The organism is Pseudomonas sp. EA_35y_Pfl2_R111 (assembly GCF_963970955.1).
Lineage (GTDB): Bacteria > Pseudomonadota > Gammaproteobacteria > Pseudomonadales > Pseudomonadaceae > Aquipseudomonas.
This window is the reverse complement of record NZ_CAXAOM010000001.1, coordinates 652,013-669,529: the sequence shown is the minus strand read 5'-3', so window position 1 is coordinate 669,529 and position 17,517 is coordinate 652,013. Positions and strand designations below refer to the sequence as shown.

Sequence of the window (17,517 nt, the reverse complement as noted above, 5' to 3'; positions counted from 1 at the left end):
AAAGTTCCCTTGTAATCAAATATTTATATATCAGCAACTGCCCTGAAATATCCCGCCGCCAAGATTCCCTCCAGCACGAACGAGCCCCAGCGCTCGGGTGTTTTCAACACTTAAAGTCCATTTAGAGGAATCTTCGATGATCCGTAAGCACAGCTTTCGTGGAGTAATGGCCGGCTTCGCAACCAGCGCTCTGGCCCTGGCCGTTTCCGCCCAGGCTTTCGCCGGTACCGTCACATCTGACGGCGCCGATATCGTGATCAAGACCAAAGGCGGTCTGGAAGTCGCTACCACCGACAAAGCGTTCAGCTTCAAACTCAGCGGTAAGCTGCAGTGGGACGCAACCAACTTCGACGGCCTGATGGCTGCCGATCAAAACGATCCCTTCGACGATACCTTCAACACCTACATCCGTCGTGGTGAGTTCGGCCTGGAAGGCACCGCTTACAGTGATTGGGATTGGGGTCTGCGTCTGAGCTACGACGAGACCGATGACACCAGTGTTGACCGTGCTTTCATCGCCTACACCGGTCTGGACTTTGGCACCTTCACCGTTGGCCGCTTTGGTGTTGATTACGGCCTGGAAGGCACCACCAGTTCGTCGTGGATCACCGCTATCGAACGTCCGTTTATGTACGACCTCCTGCATGGTGATGAAGACACCCAGTTTGGCGTGAACTTCAAACACTCTGGCGACAACTACGGCCTTATGGCTCAGGTTGCGACCTACGAAGACAGCGACAACAACAATAACTACGAATCAGACGACAACGATGAGTTGTACGGCTACACCTTGCGCGCACATTGGGCTCCGTACCTGAACGGGACTGACGTTGTGCACTTGGCGGCCAACTACCACGACAGCAGCTCGGACGATGACCGTGCCCGCGCCCGTACTCGCATGGGCATCCGCAGCGACAACGATTTCCGTCTGACCCTCGGTGACGTGCGTGTGGCGGACAAGGACAGCGAATGGCTGCTGGAGTCGGGCGTCCAGTTCGGTTCCCTGCGCGCCCAGGCTGAATACTTCCAGCGCAGCATTGCCGGTGAAAACCTGGTCGGTGTTGACTCCGATGTGGATATGAGCGGTTACACCGCGCAGGTTTCCTACATGTTCGGCGCCGCTCGTGGTTACAAAGGCAGTGATGGCAAGTGGGACAAGCCGACCGATATGAAGGGTACTTGGGAAGTCTTCGCGCGCTATGAGAACTCCGAAGTTGATTCTGACGCGACTGCTATCCCGGGCAACCTGGGTCTGGCTGGCGTCGTAGCGGCTGATACCGGTGATGAATTCAATGCCAGCGCCATGGTGGTAGGTGTGAACTACTTCGCCACGCCCGCTGTACGCGTGAGCTTGAACTACATCGACTACGAAGTAGATAACATCGATACAGTCGCTGTCGTGGGTGGCAATGACAAGAATGAAGATGATGGCAAAGCCATCGTAGGTCGCCTGCAATACGTGTTCTAAGCAATACCGTTTAACCGCTGCTCCTATCTTTAAGCCCCGCTCAGTGCGGGGCTTTTTTTCAGCGTTTTCTGCGTGAGGAAAAGTCTGATGCGCATTTGTGCTGTGTTGTTACTGCTGTCAGGTTTGAGCGTTGCTGCCGTGGCCGAGGACTACCGTTCGGCCAAGCCCGGTGAGTTGTTGCAGGTACGTCTTGAGCAGTTGCACCCGACTCAGGCAGTGGTGGGTTATGACCAGATCTATTACAAGCTCGGGCGCTTTGCCAAGGAGCCGAACAAACTCTTTGATGAGTACTGCGAGGCCAATGGCCAGGGCGAGAGCAGCAAGGTGCCGAAGGGTGCAAGTCTGTATCAGCCGGACAGTTTTAGCTGCCAGGCTGAGGTGGGGGCGCATAGCAGCGAGATGAAGACCGTGGTGGTTGGTCCAGAGGGCCAGCTGTACCTGACCGATGGTCACCACACTTTCACCACGCTATGGGAACAGCCAGAAGGCGGCGCAACGCTGCAGATGTGGGTCAAGGTGACTGACAACTTCAGCGACAGCCCGGACTTGAGCAGCTTCTGGCAACGCATGCAGGCAGCGCGCAAGGTCTGGCTCAAGGATGGCCAGGGCCAGGTGATCAGCCCGGAGCAGATTCCAGCGCAGCTGGGCCTGGGCAGCCTGGCGGATGATCCCTACCGTGCGCTGGTGTATTTCACTCGCGAGGTGGCCTATGACAAACCGCGCTCGGGCGAAGTGGCGCCGGAATTTCTTGAGTTCTACTGGGGCAACTGGTTGCGCGGCGAGCTCAAACTGAGCGAGTACGACCTGCGCAATAAGGACGACTACCGTGACGCGATTGCCGAGGCTGCCAAACTGATGGTGGCGCTACAGGCCGACAGCCCGGTGGGCGACAGCGGCTTCAAGGCGTCAGAGCTGGGTGGTTATGCTTCTGTCGACCGCAAGGAAATGAGCAAGATGGCCAGCAAGAAGCTGGGCTATATGATCCAGCACAAGCGTTCGCTCTAGCAGGCTGTTGAAAAACTACCTGCGTTGCCATCACTGCGTTAAAACAGGCTCACAGCCGAAGGTTGAACGTGCTTTAGCACGGCCCCGAAGGGGTGAGCGAAGCGAATCAAATGCTCATTTACAGCTCGTAAACTCCGCTTTTGACTCACTACGTTCGCCCTGCGGGCCAGCCTGCAGCTGTTACTCCGCTTCGCTGCGTAGCGCCTGTTTTCGCCTTGTGCTGACTGCCTCGCCTACGTTTTTCAACGGTCTGCTAATCCGATAAACAACAAACCCCGCCTAGGCGGGGTTTGTTGCGATCTGCAGCTCAAGCTTATTTTTTGTAGTTGTCCATTGCCTGCTGGATTAGCTTGCGGGCTTCTTCGGCGTTGCCATAACCGTTGAGTTCGACCTTCTTGCGGCCCTCTGGCAGTTGTTTGTAAACGCGGAAGAAGGCTTCAATGCGCTGGCGCTCGATAACCGGCAGATCCTCAATGTCCTTGATGTTGTCGTAGGTCGGGTCAATGTCACTGCTGGGCACCCCGATGATTTTTTCATCGGCTTCACCGCCGTCGATCATCTTCAGATAGCCAATCGGGCGGAACTTGATCATCACGCCGGGGTGCAGAGCTTCGCGGGTCAGCACCAGGCCGTCGAGTGGGTCGTTGTCACCGCCCAGGGTGCGCGATAGCGAGCCGTAGTTGGCCGGGTAGACCACAGGCATGGACTGGAATCGATCGACGAAGACCAGACCTTCCTCGCTGATTTCATACTTGGTAAAGCTGCCGGCTGGGATTTCCACGGCCATATGCACGTCGTTCGGCGCATTTTCCGCTTGAGCGGCGTGGAAAGGATGGACAATGGTTTTCTCAGCCATGACCGCAGTGCTGCCCATAAACAGCGCGATGCCCAGGGCAAGCAGGGACTTTTGCATGATGACTCCTCGATAGGGGGATTGAGCAGTCGCTATCTTGCGTAGGCATTGTTAGAGATATATTGCAGCTGTCTGTTGTTTTCGCCCGAAATGGAATCCTGCATGCCGATTGTCTCTCTCGAATCCGTCAGCAGCTTGAGCGCTGATGCCTGGGATGCCTTGTGCGCCTCACCCCAGCCGTTTCTCCGGCATGCCTTCCTGAGTGCGCTTGAGGACAGCGGCAGCGTTGGTGGTCGCAGTGGGTGGCAGCCGGCCCATGCTGTTTTAAATGGCGCGCAGGGCCAGCTGCTGGCTGCCATGCCGAGCTATGTGAAAAGCCATTCATACGGCGAATACGTGTTCGATCACGGCTGGGCCGATGCTTGCCACCGCGCCGGGATCGACTATTACCCCAAGCTGCTCGGCGCGATTCCCTTCTCTCCCGTGACTGGCCAGCGCCTGCTGGGCGCGCCGGAGGCGGCCGGGCAACTGCTCGATGAGCTAAGCGCCGGCCTGGAACAACAGGGGCTGTCGAGCCTGCATATCAACTTCACCAGCGAGGCCGAAAATGCCCTGCTGCAGGACCGCGAGGGCTGGTTGCAGCGCCTGGGATGTCAGTTCCACTGGCGCAACCGGGGTTACCGGGATTTTCAGGACTTTCTCGACGCACTCAGTTCGCGCAAACGCAAACAGATGCGCAAGGAGCGCGAGCAGGTGGCGGAGCAGGGCATCGAGTTCGAGTGGCGCGAGGGCCATCAGCTCAGTGAACTGGAGTGGGATTTCGTCTACCTGTGTTACGCCAATACCTACCGCGTGCGTGGCCAGTCTCCCTACCTGACGCGCGTTTTCTTCAGCCTGCTGGCCGAGCGCATGCCCGAGATGATCCGCGTGGTGCTCGCCCATCAGGCCGGCAGACCGGTGGCCATGGCCTTTAGCCTGTTAGGCGGCGACAGCCTGTATGGACGCTACTGGGGTTGCCTGGCCGAATTCGACCGGCTGCATTTCGAGACCTGTTTTTACCAAGGCATGGACTATGCGATTGCCCAGGGGGTGCAGCGCTTCGACGCCGGCGCCCAGGGCGAGCACAAACTGATTCGCGGCTTTGAACCGGTGATCACTCATTCCTGGCACTACCTCTGCCACCCTGGCCTGCGCTCAGCGGTGGCGAACTTCCTCGCCGAAGAACAGCAGGGCGTGCGCGGCTATGCCGAACAGGCTTGCGAGCTGCTGCCGTACCGCCAATAGCGCCCGGCTCGCGCAGTTTGTCGGGGCGGCAACTACGCTCAGAGCATGTCCGCTGCTGCGCGAGGTGTGTTGTGAGTGCATTTGCCCTGGTCGATAAGTTCTGGCTGCTGCCGGGCGTGGCAGTCAATCTGACCCTGTTTCTGAATATGCTTGGCGCGCTGCTGCTCGGCCTGCTGGTGGGTTATGAACGCTCCTACCATGGTCGCGCGGCGGGCATGCGCACCTATGGCATGGTTTGCATGGCGTCCTGCGCGCTGACGGTGCTCTGTGTGTACCCACAGCACTGGCTGGGCGATCACTCATTATCCAGCGTCGACCCGACGCGGGTGATTCAGGGCGTGGTCACCGGCATCGGTTTTCTCGGCGCCGGGCTGATCATGAAGGACGGTATGAGCATCAGCGGCCTGACCACCGCAGCGTCGATCTGGGCGTCTTCGGCGATTGGTGTGCTGGTGGGCGTCGGTTTCTATGGCGCGGCGGTGTTGCTTAGTCTGATTTCCGCCGGGTTGATGATGTGGGGCGCCAAGCTGGAAGCGCGGCTGCCATCGCGTCCGGCGCTGGCCATTGTGCTGCGCTTCGCTCCGGGATTTGTTCGCCCGCATGAGGCGCGTTTACGTGAGATTGCCCGCGAGCGCGGCTATGTGATTGCCGGCGGCTCGTTCACCGTAAGCTTCGAACAGGGGCAGCTGGAGTGGCGCTTCGTAGCCGTGGCAGTGGACGGGCAGAAGAGTGCGCGGATCAGTGATATGGCTGATGAGCTGGCGCAGCTGGAAGGGGTGGCGAAGTTTCAGATGGCCCATGCGCGCAACTGAGCTTCGCCAGATCTACCCCTAGAGCAGGTTTTTAATCGACGCCGACAAAACCTCCGGTCTGATGCTGCCAGAGTCGCGCATAAAGGCCGCCTGTGGCGATCAGCTCACTATGACTGCCGGTTTCGACGATGCGCCCCTGATCGATCACCACTAGGCGGTCCATGCGCGCAATGGTCGACAGGCGGTGGGCGATGGCAATCACCGTTTTGCCCTGCATCAGGGTATCCAGGCTTTCCTGAATCGCCGCTTCGATTTCCGAGTCCAGCGCCGAGGTGGCTTCGTCCAGCACTAGGACCGGTGCGTCCTTGAGCAGCACGCGGGCGATGGCGATGCGCTGTCGTTGGCCGCCGGAGAGTTTGACTCCGCGCTCGCCGATCTGCGCGTCGAAACCATGGCCGCCCATGCCGTCGTCAAGTAGTGGGATAAAGCTGTCGGCGCGGGCCTTGCGCACGGCGTCGAGCAGCTGTGCTTCGCTGGCTTCGGGTTTGCCGTAGAGCAGGTTGTCGCGGATCGATCGATGCAGCAGCGAGGTGTCCTGGGTGACCATGCCGATCTGCGCGCGCAGGCTTTCCTGGGCCACGTCAGCGATGTTCTGGCCGTCGATCAGGATGCGTCCGCTCTCCAGGTCGTAGAGGCGCAGCAGCAGGTTGGCCAGGGTTGATTTGCCCGCGCCGGAAGGGCCGATCAGGCCGATCTTCTCGCCGGGCGCCACTGTCAGGCTCAGGCCGGCGATCACGCCGTTGCGTTTGCCGTAATGAAAGTGAATGTTGTCGAACTGCACGGCGCCCTGGCTGACGTGCAGCGGCTTGGCCTCGGTCTGGTCGAGCACCTGGCGCGGCTGCACGATGGTTTTCAGGCCGTCCTGCACAGTGCCGACGTTCTCGAAAATGCCGTTAACCACCCACATGATCCATTCGGCCATGCCGTTGATGCGGATTACCAGGCCCAACGCCAGGGCGATGGCGCCAGTGCTGATCAGTTGCTGATCCCATAGCCACAGCGCCAGCGCGCCGGTGCCTACGATCAGCATGCCGTTGAGGCAGGTGATCAGGAAATCCAGGGTGGTGATGATGCGCGACTGCAAACGCACCTTGCCGAGCAATTCCTGCATGGCTTCGCGGGCGTAGTGTTCCTCGACCTGGGTGTGGGCGAACAGCTTGAGCGTGGTGACGTTGCTGTAGCCGTCGACCACCCGGCCCATGACTTTCGAGCGCGCTGCCGAGGCCGCCGCAGAGCGTTCCTTGATGCGCGGCACGAAGTACCAGAGCGCCGCGCAGTAACCCACAATCCACAGCAGCAGCGGGGCAATCAGGCGCAGGTCGGCGGCGGCAAACAGGTACAGCGCGCTGGCGGCGTACACCAGCACATGCCAGAGCGCGTCAACCACCTGCATCGCTGAATCACGCAGCGAAGGGCCGGTCTGCATGATGCGCTGGGCGATACGTCCGGCGAAATCGTTCTGGAAGAAGCTCAGACTCTGTTTGAGCACATAGCGGTGGTTCTGCCAGCGGATCAGGTTGGTCAGGCCAGGGTTGATGGTCTGATGCGTCAGCAGGTTGTGCAGGCCGAATACCAGCGGGCGGATGACCAGCGCCACCAGCAGCATCCACAGCAAGGTGTTCTGGTGTTGCGCGAAGAACTCGCCACTCGGGGTGTTCTGCGTCATGTCGATCAGCTGACCGAGGAAGCTGAAAAGCGCCACTTCGATCAGGGCGGCGACGAAACCGACCACCAGCACGGCGATCATCAACGGCCAGACCTGGCGCAAATAGTAGACATAAAACGCCAGCATGCCGGCCGGAGGCTCGACATCCGGGCTGGCTTTGAAGACGTCGATAAGGTGTTCGAAACGGCGAAACAACATGTCAGGCATCCTGCCTAGATCAGGGAATAGCGCCCGATTCTAACAGGCCATTGCAAAACTACCTGCGTTGCCATCGCGGCGTTAAAAACAGCCTCACAGCTGAAGGATGAATGCGCTTCAGCGCGGCCTCGAAGGGGTGAGCGAAGCGAATCAAATGCTTAGGAGGGTGTTGCGCAGAAAAATGAGGGTTGACGCGCGCGGGGTGAGCAGGCCCACCCCGCGTGGTGCTATCAGAGACGTTTGGCTTCGGTGATCAGCACCGGCTCACGCGGGACGTTCTGATGGCCGCCACGGTTGGCGGTCGGCACCTGGGCGATCTTGTCGACCACGTCCATGCCCTTCACCACTTTGCCGAATACCGCGTAACCGAAGTCACGCGAGCCGTGGTCGAGGAAGGCGTTGTCTTTGTGGTTGATAAAGAACTGGCTGGTCGCGGAGTCGCGTACCTGGGTGCGGGCCATGGCCAGGGTGCCGCGCACGTTGTGCAGGCCGTTGTCGGCTTCGTTCTTGATCGGCGCCTGGGTGTCTTTTTGCTGCATGTCGGCATCGAAGCCGCCGCCTTGCACCATAAAGCCTGGGATCACGCGGTGGAACTGGGTGCCGGCGTAGTAGCCGCTGTCGACGTAGGCGAGGAAGTTGGCGGTGCTGATCGGCGCCTTCTCGGCATCCAGTTCGATCTCGATTTCACCAAGGCTGGTGGTCAGCAGCACTTTCGGGTTTTCTGCGGCCAGCAGGCTGCCGGCAAACAGGATGGAGCAGGCGGCGAGGGTGAGGGTCTTGAACATGCGGGTAGTCCTTATTGTTGCTTGGCAGTGGGGGCGGTCTGTTCGACTTCGGCAAGGAAGGCTAGCAGGCTGCTGTTGAATTGTTCGGGTTGGTCCAGCGGTGTGGCGTGACGCGAATCTTCGATCACAAGCAGGCGCGCATTGGGCATTTCGTCAACATAGGCCTGCTTTTGCGCCACCGGGGTGTAATCGCGGTCGGCCGTGACCACCAGGGTCGGACAGCTGATTCGCGCCAGGCGTTCCCGCACGCCCCAGCCGATAATCGCATCCAGGCTGGCAAGGTAGGCGCGCTTGTCGTTCTGCGGCCAGCGCGCCAGGATTTTCTGCCGCAGTTCTTCCTGCTCTGGCTTGGGGAACAGCAAGCGGCCGAGGCCCTTGGCAATGGTGTCGAGGCTGAGCAGGCGCGACAGGCTCCAGCGCTTGGCGATCTCTATATAGTCGCGCGGGCTTTTGGCCTTCACTTCCGGGCCGCTGTTGACGATGCACAGGCTTTTCAGCAGTTCGGGGCGATCCACGCCGAGCTGGAAGCCGATCATGCCGCCCATGGAGATACCCACCAGATGCACCTGGGGAATCTTCAGGTGCTCGATCAACGCGCTGACATCCTCGGCAAAACCTTGAATGCTGTAGCGCTCGCGGGGTTTGTCCGAGCGGCCGTGGCCGCGCACATCGAGGGCTATCACCCGATAATGGCGGGCCAGTTCGGGAATCTGGTATTCCCAGTCGCGGGTGCTTGAGCCGAGGCCATGCACCAGCAGCACCGGTGCGCCATGGCCGTATTCCTCGTAGTGCAGCTGGCAGTCGTCGTTAGTGAAATAGGACATCTGCTGGGCTCCTTGTCAGGCTGGGGGCAGGGGCGCAGCAAAGGCTGCATGCAAAGGGGCGGCATCGAAGCGCTGGATCAGCTCGACGAGAATCTGCGTGGCCGGGCCCAGGGGTTTGTCCTTGTTCGAATACAGGAAGAACAGCGGGTTGCGGCTGCCGCCCTGATCCAGCGGCAGCGGTTTGAGCAGGCCGTCCTTAAGTTCGCGTTCGATCAGGTGGCGCGGTAACCAGGCAAAGCCCAAACCGTTGCTAACAAAGGTGGCGGCGGTGGCCAGGCTGCCGACTGTCCAGCGTTGCTCAGCGCCGAGCCAGCCAACATCGCGTGGCTGCTGGCGACCGGAATCGCGGATCACTACCTGCATTTGGGTTTCCAGATCTTGGAAGGTTACGACGCGCTGCAGGCGGTGCAGCGGGTGATCGGGGTGGGCCACGGCAACAAATTCCACGGTACTCATTTCTGCGCCGAGAAACCCGGGAACATTCAGCGCGCTGATGGCGAGGTCAGCCATGCCGTCCTTGAGCACTTCTTCCACGCCGGACAGCACTTCTTCGCGCAGGCGCACCCGGCAACCACGGCTTTGCGGCATAAACGCAGTCAGTGCGCGTACCAGACGGGCGTTTGGGTAGGCAGCATCGACCACCAAGCGTACTTCGGCTTCCCAGCCCTGTTCCATATGATGGGCGAGGTCTTCCAGTTGACTGGCCTGCTTGACCAATTGCCGCGAGCGGCGCAGCAGCACATCGCCGGCTTCGGTGAGTACCGCCTTGCGCCCGTCGATACGCAGCAACGGTACGCCCAGCTGCTCCTGCATGCGCGCCACGGTGTAGCTGACTGAGGATTGCGAACGGTGCAGCACCTCGGCGGCCTGGGCAAAGCCGCCATGATCGACCACCGCCTGCAGGGTGCGCCATTGGTCAAGGGTTACGCGGGGGGCTTTCATAGTGTTTCCCGTCTACAGGTTCTAGGGTGCAAATGTCGACGTAATCAACCTAAACTGGCTGTCTTTTGCCGGAGACTGCCCTGATGAAAAAGCTCTGTTGCGCACTGCTCACCTGCCTGCCGCTGACTGTTATGGCTTACCCGATCGAGCTGGAGAAACAGCTCAATGGCGCTGAAGTGTCGGCCACTACCCAAGAAATCGACCACAACATGGGCGCCGTGCAGCTCTACAACTATGGCCGCAGCGACGCCAAGTGCACGGCGGTGTTTCGCAATGGTCCTGAGGCGCCACGTACCCGTAAGGTCAGTCTGGCTGCAGGTGAAAGCGGCAACCTGACACTGAAGTCGACTCGCAGCATTATCAAGTTACGGGTCAAGCTGACCTGCGAACTCAGTTAGGTGCTGGGCCGCGACAGCTTCAGAGACTAAGCGCGGGTTGAATATAAATCAAATTATTAGATTGTTTGGCGCAGGTATTTGCGCTTTTTAATCGGATTGTGCGCTCCTATTCTTTGCCCATCGACGTTCAACAACCCTTCGGTGGAGCAAACAACGTGGCAAACGTCCTGGTAATTGAAAGCAGCGCCCGTCAGCAAGGTTCGGTTTCACGTCAGCTGACCGCGCAATTTATCGCCAACTGGCAGGCTGCCAATCCGGCGGATCAGATCAAAGTGCGTGATCTTGCGGTTGACCAGGTACCGCACCTGGACGCCAACCTGCTAGGCGGCTGGATGACGCCGGCCGGACAGCAGAGTGAAACCGAGCAGGCTGCGCTGGCGCTGTCCAATCTACTGACCGACGAGCTGCTGGCCGCCGATGTACTGGTGCTGGCTGCGCCGATGTACAACTTCGCCATCCCCAGCACCTTGAAGGCTTGGCTCGACCACGTGCTGCGCGCCGGGGTGACCTTCAAGTACAGCGAAACCGGTCCGCAAGGCCTGCTCAGCGGCAAGCGTGCCTTTGTCCTGACGGCCCGCGGCGGCATCTATGCCGGTAGCCCTCAGGATCATCAGGAACCTTACCTGCGCCAGGCGCTGGCGTTTATCGGTATTCACGATGTCAGCTTTATCCATGCCGAAGGCCTCAACCTGGGCGGCGAGTTTATGGAAAAGGGCCTGAACCAGGCCAAGGCGCAACTGGCCCAGGCTATCTGATTTTCCCGCTAAGTCCGGCTCTCCTGGCGTTCGGTGCTCCTGGACGTCTCTGCCCGCTCTGCTGAAGCAGCGCGGGCTTTTTTACGTCCTGCATTTGTTCTGTACGGCTGTTTCAGTGGCTAGCTGTGTCGCTTTGTGGCTGTGGTCTTAACTACAAGCCAGGCAAGATGCTGGATCTGATTGAACCGGGGAATGTGATGCAGCTGTCTGGGCGTGGTGTAGCACTGTCGATTATTGCCTCGGGGTTGTTTGCCCTGGTGCCCGGCTATGTGCGCTTGCTGGCGCCGCTCGATGGGCTGCAGGTGTTTGCCCAGCGGGTACTGTGGTCGATTCCGGCGGTATTGCTGCTGATTACCCTGTCGCGGCAATGGCCGATGCTGCTCGCCGCCTGCGGCCGTGTGCGACGAGAGCCGTTGTTATTCGCCAGCTTGCCGCTGGCTGCGCTGCTGATGGGCATTCAGTGGGCGCTGTTTGTCTGGGCGCCGCTGGCCGGGCGCATGCTGGAAGTGTCGTTGGGCTATTTTCTTCTGCCGCTGGCCATGGTGCTGGCCGGGCGGGTGTTCTATGGCGAGCGGCTGCGGCCGTTGCAGCGTCTGGCGGTGTTCTGCGCCTTGCTTGGCGTGGCCCATGAACTGTGGTTGACCCAGGCGTTCTCCTGGGTGGTGATGGTCACGGTGCTGGGTTATCCGCCGTATTTTATGTTGCGCCGCTGGATGCGCCTGGATGCCTTGTCCGGTTTCGCCTTCGAGATGCTGTTTATGGCGCCGGTGGCGATCTGGCTGGTGTTGCAGTGGAGCCCGCCGCAGCTGTTCAGCCAGGCACCGCAACTTTGGTGGCTGCTGCCGGGGCTGGCGATTCTCAGCTCCCTGGCGTTTGCCGCGATGATGGCCGCCAGTCGCCTGCTGCCGATGGGCCTGTTCGGTATTCTCAGTTATGTCGAGCCGGTGCTGTTGTTTCTGGTGGCGCTGCTGTTTCTTGGTGAGCAGTTCAACAGCGCGCAATGGCTGACCTATTTGCCGATCTGGCTGGCGGTGCTGTTAGTCGGCTGGGACAGTGCGCGGCTGCTGCTCAAGCAGGCGCGGCAAGGCTTATAGGGCAGCATTCGCAGGGTTTTCCGGCAGGACGTGATAATGCAGCTGTACCACACCGCTGCTGAAACTGCGCTGCTCATGCAGTTTCAGGCTGCGCTCCAGGCCGCTGGAGAACATCGGAATACCGGCACCCAGCAGATACGGCACCACGCTCACCACCAGCTCGTTGAGCAAGCCGGCGGCGAAGCAATTGCCCGCCAGCGAGCCACCACCTACCAGCCAAATACGCTGATGGCCTTGCTCGGCCAGCTCTGTCAGCGCCTCGATAGGAGTGCAGTGGCGCATGCTCACGCCCGCCGGCAATTGCTCATGCGGATGGCGGGTTAGTACATGGCAGGGCTTTCCCGGGTAAGGCCAATCCCCCTTGAAACCCATCAGCGTATCGAAGGTCATCCGGCCCATCAGCAGGGCATCCATGCCGTCATAAAAGGCATGGTAGCCGTGGTCTTCGCCAGAAGCCTGAATGGCTTCCAGCCAATCGACACGGCCATCCGGGCGAGCGATATAGCCGTCCAGGCTGGCGGCCACGTAATAAATCAAAGTGGATGTCATTGTGAGCCCCCAATCGCAATGAGGGGCTCGTTTGAAGCCCTGATCAGTGGAGTGGCAATAGGGGACAAAGTTTCCTGGCGAGCTTCAGTCCAGTACGTTCTGCAGAATCTCGTAGATCAGCCCTGTAGCCAGGGTCACTAGCACCACGTCGGTACCTACTTGCCGCCATTCGTAGCCTTCGTAGTGCGGCAGTTGGCCGAGCAGGCGATTGTCGAAACGCTTGGCGATGCCCGGCGGCAGCGGTTTACCGCGCGCCAGGTTCTTGCGGATGCCCGGCGGCAAAGACTGGGTCGGGCCGATCAGCGCGCGGTTATCGCCAAGCACGATACGCACCTGGCCGATATCGATGCTCGGGCCGCGCACATCAATCTGTATATCGCCATCGCCACCGTGCTTGTCATGCTTGTCGTGTTTGGGAGCGGCGCTGGCACTGTTCAAGGCAACTGCCAGGGCCAGGCTGGTGACGGTTAGCAACAAGGAACGGTACATGGCGGTACTCCGCGAGTGGCGTGGCTAAAAACTGACGCAGCCATCGGCTGCGTTCGCTTCAGTGTGGCTCAGAATTGGCCGGCGTGGCGGGCGGGGTGCTGTCATCGCGTCCGGCCAGCATGCGCAGAATGGCATTGAGCAGCATGCCGTAGAGCGGCACGAACAGTAGCAGGCTGACGACAAGTTTGACCCCGTAATCGACCGTGGCAATTTCCACCCAGTGCTCGGCCATAAACGGGTTGCTGCTGTTCCAGAACGCCACCGAGAAGAACGCGTAGGTGTCCAGCAGGTTGCCAAGGACGGTCGAGACTGTTGGCGCTACCCACCATAGCGACAGCTGGCGCAGGCGGTCGAACACCTGAATATCGAGGAACTGCCCTAGTACGTAGGCGAGGAAGCTGGCGATGGAAATGCGCAGTACGAACTCGTTGAACTCCAACAGTGCACTGAAACCGCGAAAGCTGGCTTCCTGAAACAGCACCGAGACGATGTAGGAAATCAGCAGCGCCGGCAGCATCACCCGGGCGATCACCCGGCGCGCCGCTTGTTTGCCAAGCAGGCGTACGGTCAGGTCGGTGGCGAGAAAAATAAACGGGAAGCTGAATGCGCCCCAGGTGGTGTGCCAGCCGAACAGGGTGATAGGCAGCTGCACCAGGTAGTTGCTGGCAATAATTATCAGGATATGGAACAGCACCAGTGCAATAAGCGCATTGCGCAAGCGCTGAGGGGCGGCAATTAGCATGACGAAACCTTTTTGCTGAATGGGGTTAGGGAACCCATGTCATCCGGAATTGAATGGCGGCGCGCATTCTAACGGCGTGACGCAGCGCTTGCGTAGTGGCCTGACCGGAGGTGTCGATCTACGCCATTTGATCGTCCTCTCGCAGAGCTGCGAACTTGGTTACAGACGCCGTTGGCCAGGCCGTTAGGGCTTTTAGCCGGCAGAACCGGTAATCTATGCCGCTGTTTTGCTGATTTTTTGTCGAGGTATACCCGTGTTTTCCCAATTCGCCCTGCATGAACGCCTGCTCAAAGCCGTGGCCGAGCTTAACTTTGTCGAGCCTACCCCGGTGCAGTTGGCGGCCATTCCGCTGGCGCTGCAAGGAAAAGACCTGCGGGTTACCGCGCAAACCGGCAGCGGCAAGACCGCGGCCTTTGTACTGCCGATGCTCAATCGCCTGCTCGGCGATGGCGCTTCCCAGCCGCGCATGAGCGTACGCGCCATGATTCTGTTGCCGACCCGCGAGCTGGCGCAGCAGACCCTGAAAGAGGTCGAGCGCTTCGCTCAGTTCACCTTCCTCAAAGGCGGGTTGATCACCGGTGGTGAAGACTTCAAGGTGCAGGCCGCCATGCTGCGCAAGGTGGATATTCTGATCGGCACGCCTGGCCGTCTGATCGAACACGCCAACGCCGGTAACCTGCTGCTTGATGAAGTCGAAGTGCTGGTGCTCGATGAAGCCGACCGCATGCTCGACATGGGTTTTGCCGAGGACGTGCAGCGTTTGTCCGAGCTGTGCAACTCCGATCGCCAGACCCTGCTGTTCTCCGCCACCAGTGGCGGCGCAGTGCTGCGTGAAGTGGTCGGTAAGGTGCTGAAAGAGCCTGAACACCTGCAGCTCAACCGCGTCAGCCAGCTCAACGAAGGCACCCGTCAGCAGATCATCACCGCTGACCACAATCATCACAAAGAGCGTCTGGTCGAGTGGCTGCTGAAGAACGAGACCTACGACAAGGCGATCATCTTCACCAACACCCGCGTCCAGGCTGACCGCCTGTATGGCAAGTTGGTCGCTCACGACTTCAAAACCTTTGTGTTGCACGGCGAGAAGGACCAGAAGGATCGCAAGCTGGCCATCGACCGCCTCAAGCAGGGCGCGGTGAAGATTCTGGTGGCCACCGATGTGGCGGCCCGTGGCCTGGATGTTGACGGTCTGGATCTGGTGATCAACTTCGATATGCCGCGTTCCGGCGATGAATACGTGCACCGTATCGGCCGCACCGGCCGTGCTGGCGCTGAAGGTCTGGCGATCTCGCTGATCTGCCATAACGACTGGGCGCTGATGTCGAGCATCGAGCGCTACCTCAAGCAGCGTTTCGAGCGACGCAATATCAAGGACCTAAAGGGCATCTACCAGGGCCCGAAAAACCTCAAGGCGTCCGGCAAGGCGGTTGGCCCGAAGAAGAAAAAGATCGACCCGAAAACCGGCAAGAAGCTCGCCACGAAGAAGCCGGCAGCCAAGGCGCCGAAGCGCAACACCATCAACCGGCCGAAACCCGATGCGCCGGTGTTGGTCAGCCAGGACGGCCTGGCGCCGCTGAAGCGCCGTACGCCAGCTGCCGAGTAACGGCGTGGGCCGCTGGGTCTGCTGGATTGTTGCACTGTTAATCGCCGCGCAGGCCCAGGGCGCGGTGCACAAATGCGTGCAGCCTGACGGTGTGGTGCTCTACACCGATCAGCCCTGCAGCATTGCCCACAGCAACCTGGCCTTGAGTGTCAGCGACTACGCCAGCTACCCGCCGCTGCTGCAGGGTGTTGCACCGCTCTGGCACGAACGGCTGCAGCCGCTGCTGGTCGGGGTCGATGTGCTGTCTGTGCTCGCACTGGTTTACGGGCTGATGAGCGTGATCTGCTTTATCGCCTACTACCGCGACAAACAGTTCGCCATCAAAGGCCAGCAGCGCACACCCGAGGCGCGCCTGCATCTGTATGAGTTGTTGGGTGGCTGGCCAGGCGGTTTTCTGGCGCAGCGGCTGATTCGGCACAAGAACCGCAAACTGAGTTATCAGCTGCTGTTCTGGTTGATCGTCTTGCTGCACCTGTCCCTGGCGGGGCTGGTGCTGTGGTTGAGCAATACGCCAACAGGCGGCTGAACGACGGCGTGGTATCCACCGCCGTTCACCTGAGGATTACTTCGGTACGATCAATATCTTGCCATCGCGCTCGCCATCGGCGGCGGCTGCTACGGCCTGCTTGATCTCGCTGACGTCATAGGTGGCAGCAACGCGGGTGTGTAGCTTGCCGCTGGCGATCAACTGTACCAACTCGCCAAACACCTTCATCTGTTCGGCCTGGCTGGCGTTCTGGAACCACTTGGCCAACCAGAAGCCACGCAGGCTGACGTCCCGGAAGACAAACGACGAGGGTGAAACCTGACACGGCTGGCGGCTCATCATGCCGTAGTTAACCAGCACGCCGCCGTCGCACAGGCTGGCAGCCAGGTGGTCGGTAGACTCGCCGCCTACCGCATCGATACCCAAACGCACGTTTGCACCGGCAGTGGCTGCGCGTACCCGCTTGGCCAGGTCCGGGCCATCGACCAGTACCACGTCACCGCCTTCGGCCTCAACGCCCGCCACGGCCGACTCACGGCGTACCACGTTGATGGTTTTGAAGCCGCGCAGCTTGGCCAGTTGGATCAGGTAGCTGCCGACGCCAGAGTTGGCCGCGTTCTGGATCACCCAATCGCCGGGTTTGAGGTCGACGAATTCACTGAGCATCAGGGATGCGGTCGGCGGGTTTACCGTGAGCATCGCCAGTTGCTGCGGGTCGGCTTCGGGCAGCGGAATCAGCTTGTTCGCCGGGGCGTTGAGGTGGCTGACCCAGGTGCCGCAACCCACCGGCAGCAACACCATCTGACCGACCTTCAGGTTGCCGACCTCGGCGCCCAGCGCTTCGATCCGACCGACGCCTTCATTACCGCCAATCGCCGGCAGTGGCGGCAGCATGCCGTACTCACCAGTAAGGGTCAGCACATCGGATGGATTAATCGGTGCGGCCAGTACCTTGATCCGTACCTGACCGGCGCCAGGCTCTGGCAGTTTTAGCTCAACTGCGCTGATCACTTCATGGGGTTGCGGGCCGCGGTGTTGGTACTCGGCTTTAAGCATGGACATTCTCCGCTAGGGGCTGGACACAGTGGCTGCAGTCTAGACCGGAGTGGCCAAGGCGAGGCGAATCCTCTGTCATCGACATGAGTGATTGGCGGCGGCTGAACAACCTGGGCGATGGCTAGTTTTGGCTATCAACTTCATCCCCGGCTTCTTCCAGCTCTTTGATGCGTTGTTCATAACCCTCGCACGCCGTGTCTAATTCGTCGGACGAGGTCTGCGGCGATACTTCTTTAAGTTCTGCGCGCAACTGGGCCGCACGGTCTGGGTCTTTCTCGGTGATTTCTGCGATTTTTGCCGCGAGTTGCTCGGCTTTGGCGGTCGCCTCTTCGGCCGTGCAGGATGCGTAGGTCGGGCTCTGGGCAAATAAAGCGAAGGCGGCGCAAAGGCCGATGGCAGTTTTACTTGGCAGATTAGTCTTCATGGCTATGTCCTCGCGGGCGAAACAGGCTGGCGTCTTCGGTTGAGTTCAGCTGGCCTTGGAAGTTCAGGCGTTGTCGGGTAGCT

Annotated in this window: 18 protein-coding genes and 2 pseudogenes; 10 read left to right on the top strand and 10 right to left on the bottom strand. The window is 60.1% G+C overall.

Annotated elements, in window-relative coordinates; all coding sequences use genetic code 11:
• The first annotated feature begins 136 nt into the window (after positions 1 to 136).
• Together AACY25_RS03405 and AACY25_RS03400 are read left to right on the top strand one after the other, a co-directional pair.
• Complete coding sequence (locus AACY25_RS03405) at positions 137 to 1,468, top strand: OprO/OprP family phosphate-selective porin (protein WP_339522515.1); 1,332 nt, start codon at positions 137 to 139, stop codon at positions 1,466 to 1,468.
• Between the two features lie 87 nt (positions 1,469 to 1,555).
• Entirely contained in the window at positions 1,556 to 2,473 is a 918-nt protein-coding gene (locus AACY25_RS03400) for a ParB/Srx family N-terminal domain-containing protein (protein ID WP_339522514.1), read from the top strand.
• Between the two features lie 313 nt (positions 2,474 to 2,786).
• On the opposite strand, the gene AACY25_RS03395 is transcribed toward AACY25_RS03400, so the two are convergent.
• Positions 2,787 to 3,386, bottom strand: coding sequence for an inorganic diphosphatase (locus AACY25_RS03395; RefSeq protein ID WP_339522512.1), 600 nt, complete (start codon positions 3,384 to 3,386; stop codon positions 2,787 to 2,789).
• Between the two features lie 102 nt (positions 3,387 to 3,488).
• Here AACY25_RS03395 and AACY25_RS03390 point away from each other — a divergent pair, with 102 nt between their 5' ends.
• Together AACY25_RS03390 and AACY25_RS03385 are read left to right on the top strand one after the other, a co-directional pair.
• Positions 3,489 to 4,610: a GNAT family N-acetyltransferase gene (locus AACY25_RS03390; protein WP_339522511.1), complete on the top strand. Its 1,122-nt coding sequence runs from the start codon at positions 3,489 to 3,491 to the stop codon at positions 4,608 to 4,610.
• Between the two features lie 71 nt (positions 4,611 to 4,681).
• Positions 4,682 to 5,422 (top strand): MgtC/SapB family protein, encoded by a 741-nt coding sequence (locus tag AACY25_RS03385; RefSeq protein WP_339522509.1) that lies wholly within the window; start codon positions 4,682 to 4,684, stop codon positions 5,420 to 5,422.
• A 31-nt stretch (positions 5,423 to 5,453) separates the two neighbouring features.
• Here the strand turns inward: AACY25_RS03385 and AACY25_RS03380 are convergent, their stop codons facing one another.
• The 4 genes from AACY25_RS03380 to AACY25_RS03365 form a co-directional block, all read right to left on the bottom strand.
• Positions 5,454 to 7,286 (bottom strand): ABC transporter ATP-binding protein, encoded by a 1,833-nt coding sequence (locus AACY25_RS03380; RefSeq protein ID WP_339522508.1) that lies wholly within the window; start codon positions 7,284 to 7,286, stop codon positions 5,454 to 5,456.
• Positions 7,287 to 7,516: 230 nt separating this feature from the next.
• A complete protein-coding gene (locus tag AACY25_RS03375; protein ID WP_160085194.1) occupies positions 7,517 to 8,071 on the bottom strand; it encodes a peptidylprolyl isomerase in 555 nt (184 codons plus the stop codon).
• Between the two features lie 11 nt (positions 8,072 to 8,082).
• Positions 8,083 to 8,895 carry an alpha/beta fold hydrolase gene (locus AACY25_RS03370; protein ID WP_339522507.1) on the bottom strand — a complete coding sequence of 271 codons (813 nt, stop codon included), beginning with the start codon at positions 8,893 to 8,895 and terminating at the stop codon, positions 8,083 to 8,085.
• A gap of 15 nt (positions 8,896 to 8,910) precedes the next feature.
• Positions 8,911 to 9,837 (bottom strand): LysR family transcriptional regulator, encoded by a 927-nt coding sequence (locus AACY25_RS03365; RefSeq protein ID WP_339522506.1) that lies wholly within the window; start codon positions 9,835 to 9,837, stop codon positions 8,911 to 8,913.
• An 83-nt stretch (positions 9,838 to 9,920) separates the two neighbouring features.
• Between AACY25_RS03365 and AACY25_RS03360 the strand changes: the two genes are divergently transcribed.
• From AACY25_RS03360 to rarD, 3 genes are all read left to right on the top strand, one after another.
• Complete coding sequence (locus tag AACY25_RS03360; protein WP_339522505.1) at positions 9,921 to 10,235, top strand: 3-phosphoglycerate kinase; 315 nt, start codon at positions 9,921 to 9,923, stop codon at positions 10,233 to 10,235.
• Between the two features lie 155 nt (positions 10,236 to 10,390).
• Positions 10,391 to 10,990, top strand: coding sequence for an FMN-dependent NADH-azoreductase (locus tag AACY25_RS03355; RefSeq protein WP_339522504.1), 600 nt, complete (start codon positions 10,391 to 10,393; stop codon positions 10,988 to 10,990).
• Between the two features lie 197 nt (positions 10,991 to 11,187).
• On the top strand, positions 11,188 to 12,084 hold the full coding sequence (rarD, locus tag AACY25_RS03350; protein WP_339523812.1) for an EamA family transporter RarD: 897 nt from the start codon (positions 11,188 to 11,190) through the stop codon (positions 12,082 to 12,084).
• Here rarD and AACY25_RS03345 read toward each other — a convergent pair.
• The 3 genes from AACY25_RS03345 to AACY25_RS03335 all read right to left on the bottom strand — a co-directional run bounded on the left by AACY25_RS03345 (position 12,079) and on the right by AACY25_RS03335 (position 13,864).
• Complete coding sequence (locus AACY25_RS03345; RefSeq protein ID WP_339522503.1) at positions 12,079 to 12,633, bottom strand: dihydrofolate reductase family protein; 555 nt, start codon at positions 12,631 to 12,633, stop codon at positions 12,079 to 12,081. The two genes, rarD and AACY25_RS03345, sit on opposite strands and share 6 nt — an antisense overlap.
• An 84-nt stretch (positions 12,634 to 12,717) precedes the next feature.
• Positions 12,718 to 13,122 carry an anti-virulence regulator CigR family protein gene (locus AACY25_RS03340; RefSeq protein ID WP_339522502.1) on the bottom strand — a complete coding sequence of 135 codons (405 nt, stop codon included), beginning with the start codon at positions 13,120 to 13,122 and terminating at the stop codon, positions 12,718 to 12,720.
• Between the two features lie 58 nt (positions 13,123 to 13,180).
• Positions 13,181 to 13,864 (bottom strand): 7-cyano-7-deazaguanine/7-aminomethyl-7-deazaguanine transporter, encoded by a 684-nt coding sequence (locus AACY25_RS03335; protein ID WP_339522500.1) that lies wholly within the window; start codon positions 13,862 to 13,864, stop codon positions 13,181 to 13,183.
• Between the two features lie 253 nt (positions 13,865 to 14,117).
• Between AACY25_RS03335 and AACY25_RS03330 the strand changes: the two genes are divergently transcribed.
• From AACY25_RS03330 to AACY25_RS03320, 3 genes and pseudogenes are all read left to right on the top strand, one after another.
• Positions 14,118 to 15,467: a DEAD/DEAH box helicase gene (locus tag AACY25_RS03330; RefSeq protein WP_339522499.1), complete on the top strand. Its 1,350-nt coding sequence runs from the start codon at positions 14,118 to 14,120 to the stop codon at positions 15,465 to 15,467.
• A gap of 4 nt (positions 15,468 to 15,471) precedes the next feature.
• A pseudogene (locus tag AACY25_RS03325) lies at positions 15,472 to 15,573 on the top strand (hypothetical protein); the annotation flags it as partial.
• 150 nt (positions 15,574 to 15,723) lie between these two features.
• A pseudogene (locus tag AACY25_RS03320) lies at positions 15,724 to 15,993 on the top strand (DUF1294 domain-containing protein); the annotation flags it as partial.
• 36 nt (positions 15,994 to 16,029) lie between these two features.
• On the opposite strand, the gene AACY25_RS03315 reads toward AACY25_RS03320, so the two are convergent.
• Both AACY25_RS03315 and AACY25_RS03310 read right to left on the bottom strand, forming a co-directional pair.
• Positions 16,030 to 17,010 (bottom strand): zinc-dependent alcohol dehydrogenase family protein, encoded by a 981-nt coding sequence (locus tag AACY25_RS03315; protein WP_339522497.1) that lies wholly within the window; start codon positions 17,008 to 17,010, stop codon positions 16,030 to 16,032.
• A 121-nt stretch (positions 17,011 to 17,131) separates the two neighbouring features.
• Positions 17,132 to 17,434, bottom strand: coding sequence for a hypothetical protein (locus tag AACY25_RS03310; protein WP_339410240.1), 303 nt, complete (start codon positions 17,432 to 17,434; stop codon positions 17,132 to 17,134).
• Positions 17,435 to 17,517 lie beyond the last annotated feature (83 nt).

Excerpts from the sequence above, each read along its gene's own strand:
- AACY25_RS03390 (WP_339522511.1), top strand. The coding sequence starts at position 3,489 with ATGCCGATTGTCTCTCTCGAATCCGTCAGCAGCTTGAGCGCTGATGCC.
- AACY25_RS03335 (WP_339522500.1), bottom strand. The coding sequence starts at position 13,864 with ATGCTAATTGCCGCCCCTCAGCGCTTGCGCAATGCGCTTATTGCACTG.
- AACY25_RS03395 (WP_339522512.1), bottom strand. The coding sequence starts at position 3,386 with ATGCAAAAGTCCCTGCTTGCCCTGGGCATCGCGCTGTTTATGGGCAGC.
- AACY25_RS03340 (WP_339522502.1), bottom strand. The coding sequence starts at position 13,122 with ATGTACCGTTCCTTGTTGCTAACCGTCACCAGCCTGGCCCTGGCAGTT.
- AACY25_RS03360 (WP_339522505.1), top strand. The coding sequence starts at position 9,921 with ATGAAAAAGCTCTGTTGCGCACTGCTCACCTGCCTGCCGCTGACTGTT.
- AACY25_RS03380 (WP_339522508.1), bottom strand. The coding sequence starts at position 7,286 with ATGTTGTTTCGCCGTTTCGAACACCTTATCGACGTCTTCAAAGCCAGC.
- AACY25_RS03375 (WP_160085194.1), bottom strand. The coding sequence starts at position 8,071 with ATGTTCAAGACCCTCACCCTCGCCGCCTGCTCCATCCTGTTTGCCGGC.
- AACY25_RS03365 (WP_339522506.1), bottom strand. The coding sequence starts at position 9,837 with ATGAAAGCCCCCCGCGTAACCCTTGACCAATGGCGCACCCTGCAGGCG.
- AACY25_RS03405 (WP_339522515.1), top strand. The coding sequence starts at position 137 with ATGATCCGTAAGCACAGCTTTCGTGGAGTAATGGCCGGCTTCGCAACC.
- rarD (WP_339523812.1), top strand. The coding sequence starts at position 11,188 with ATGCAGCTGTCTGGGCGTGGTGTAGCACTGTCGATTATTGCCTCGGGG.
- AACY25_RS03310 (WP_339410240.1), bottom strand. The coding sequence starts at position 17,434 with ATGAAGACTAATCTGCCAAGTAAAACTGCCATCGGCCTTTGCGCCGCC.
- AACY25_RS03370 (WP_339522507.1), bottom strand. The coding sequence starts at position 8,895 with ATGTCCTATTTCACTAACGACGACTGCCAGCTGCACTACGAGGAATAC.
- AACY25_RS03400 (WP_339522514.1), top strand. The coding sequence starts at position 1,556 with ATGCGCATTTGTGCTGTGTTGTTACTGCTGTCAGGTTTGAGCGTTGCT.
- AACY25_RS03345 (WP_339522503.1), bottom strand. The coding sequence starts at position 12,633 with ATGACATCCACTTTGATTTATTACGTGGCCGCCAGCCTGGACGGCTAT.
- AACY25_RS03315 (WP_339522497.1), bottom strand. The coding sequence starts at position 17,010 with ATGCTTAAAGCCGAGTACCAACACCGCGGCCCGCAACCCCATGAAGTG.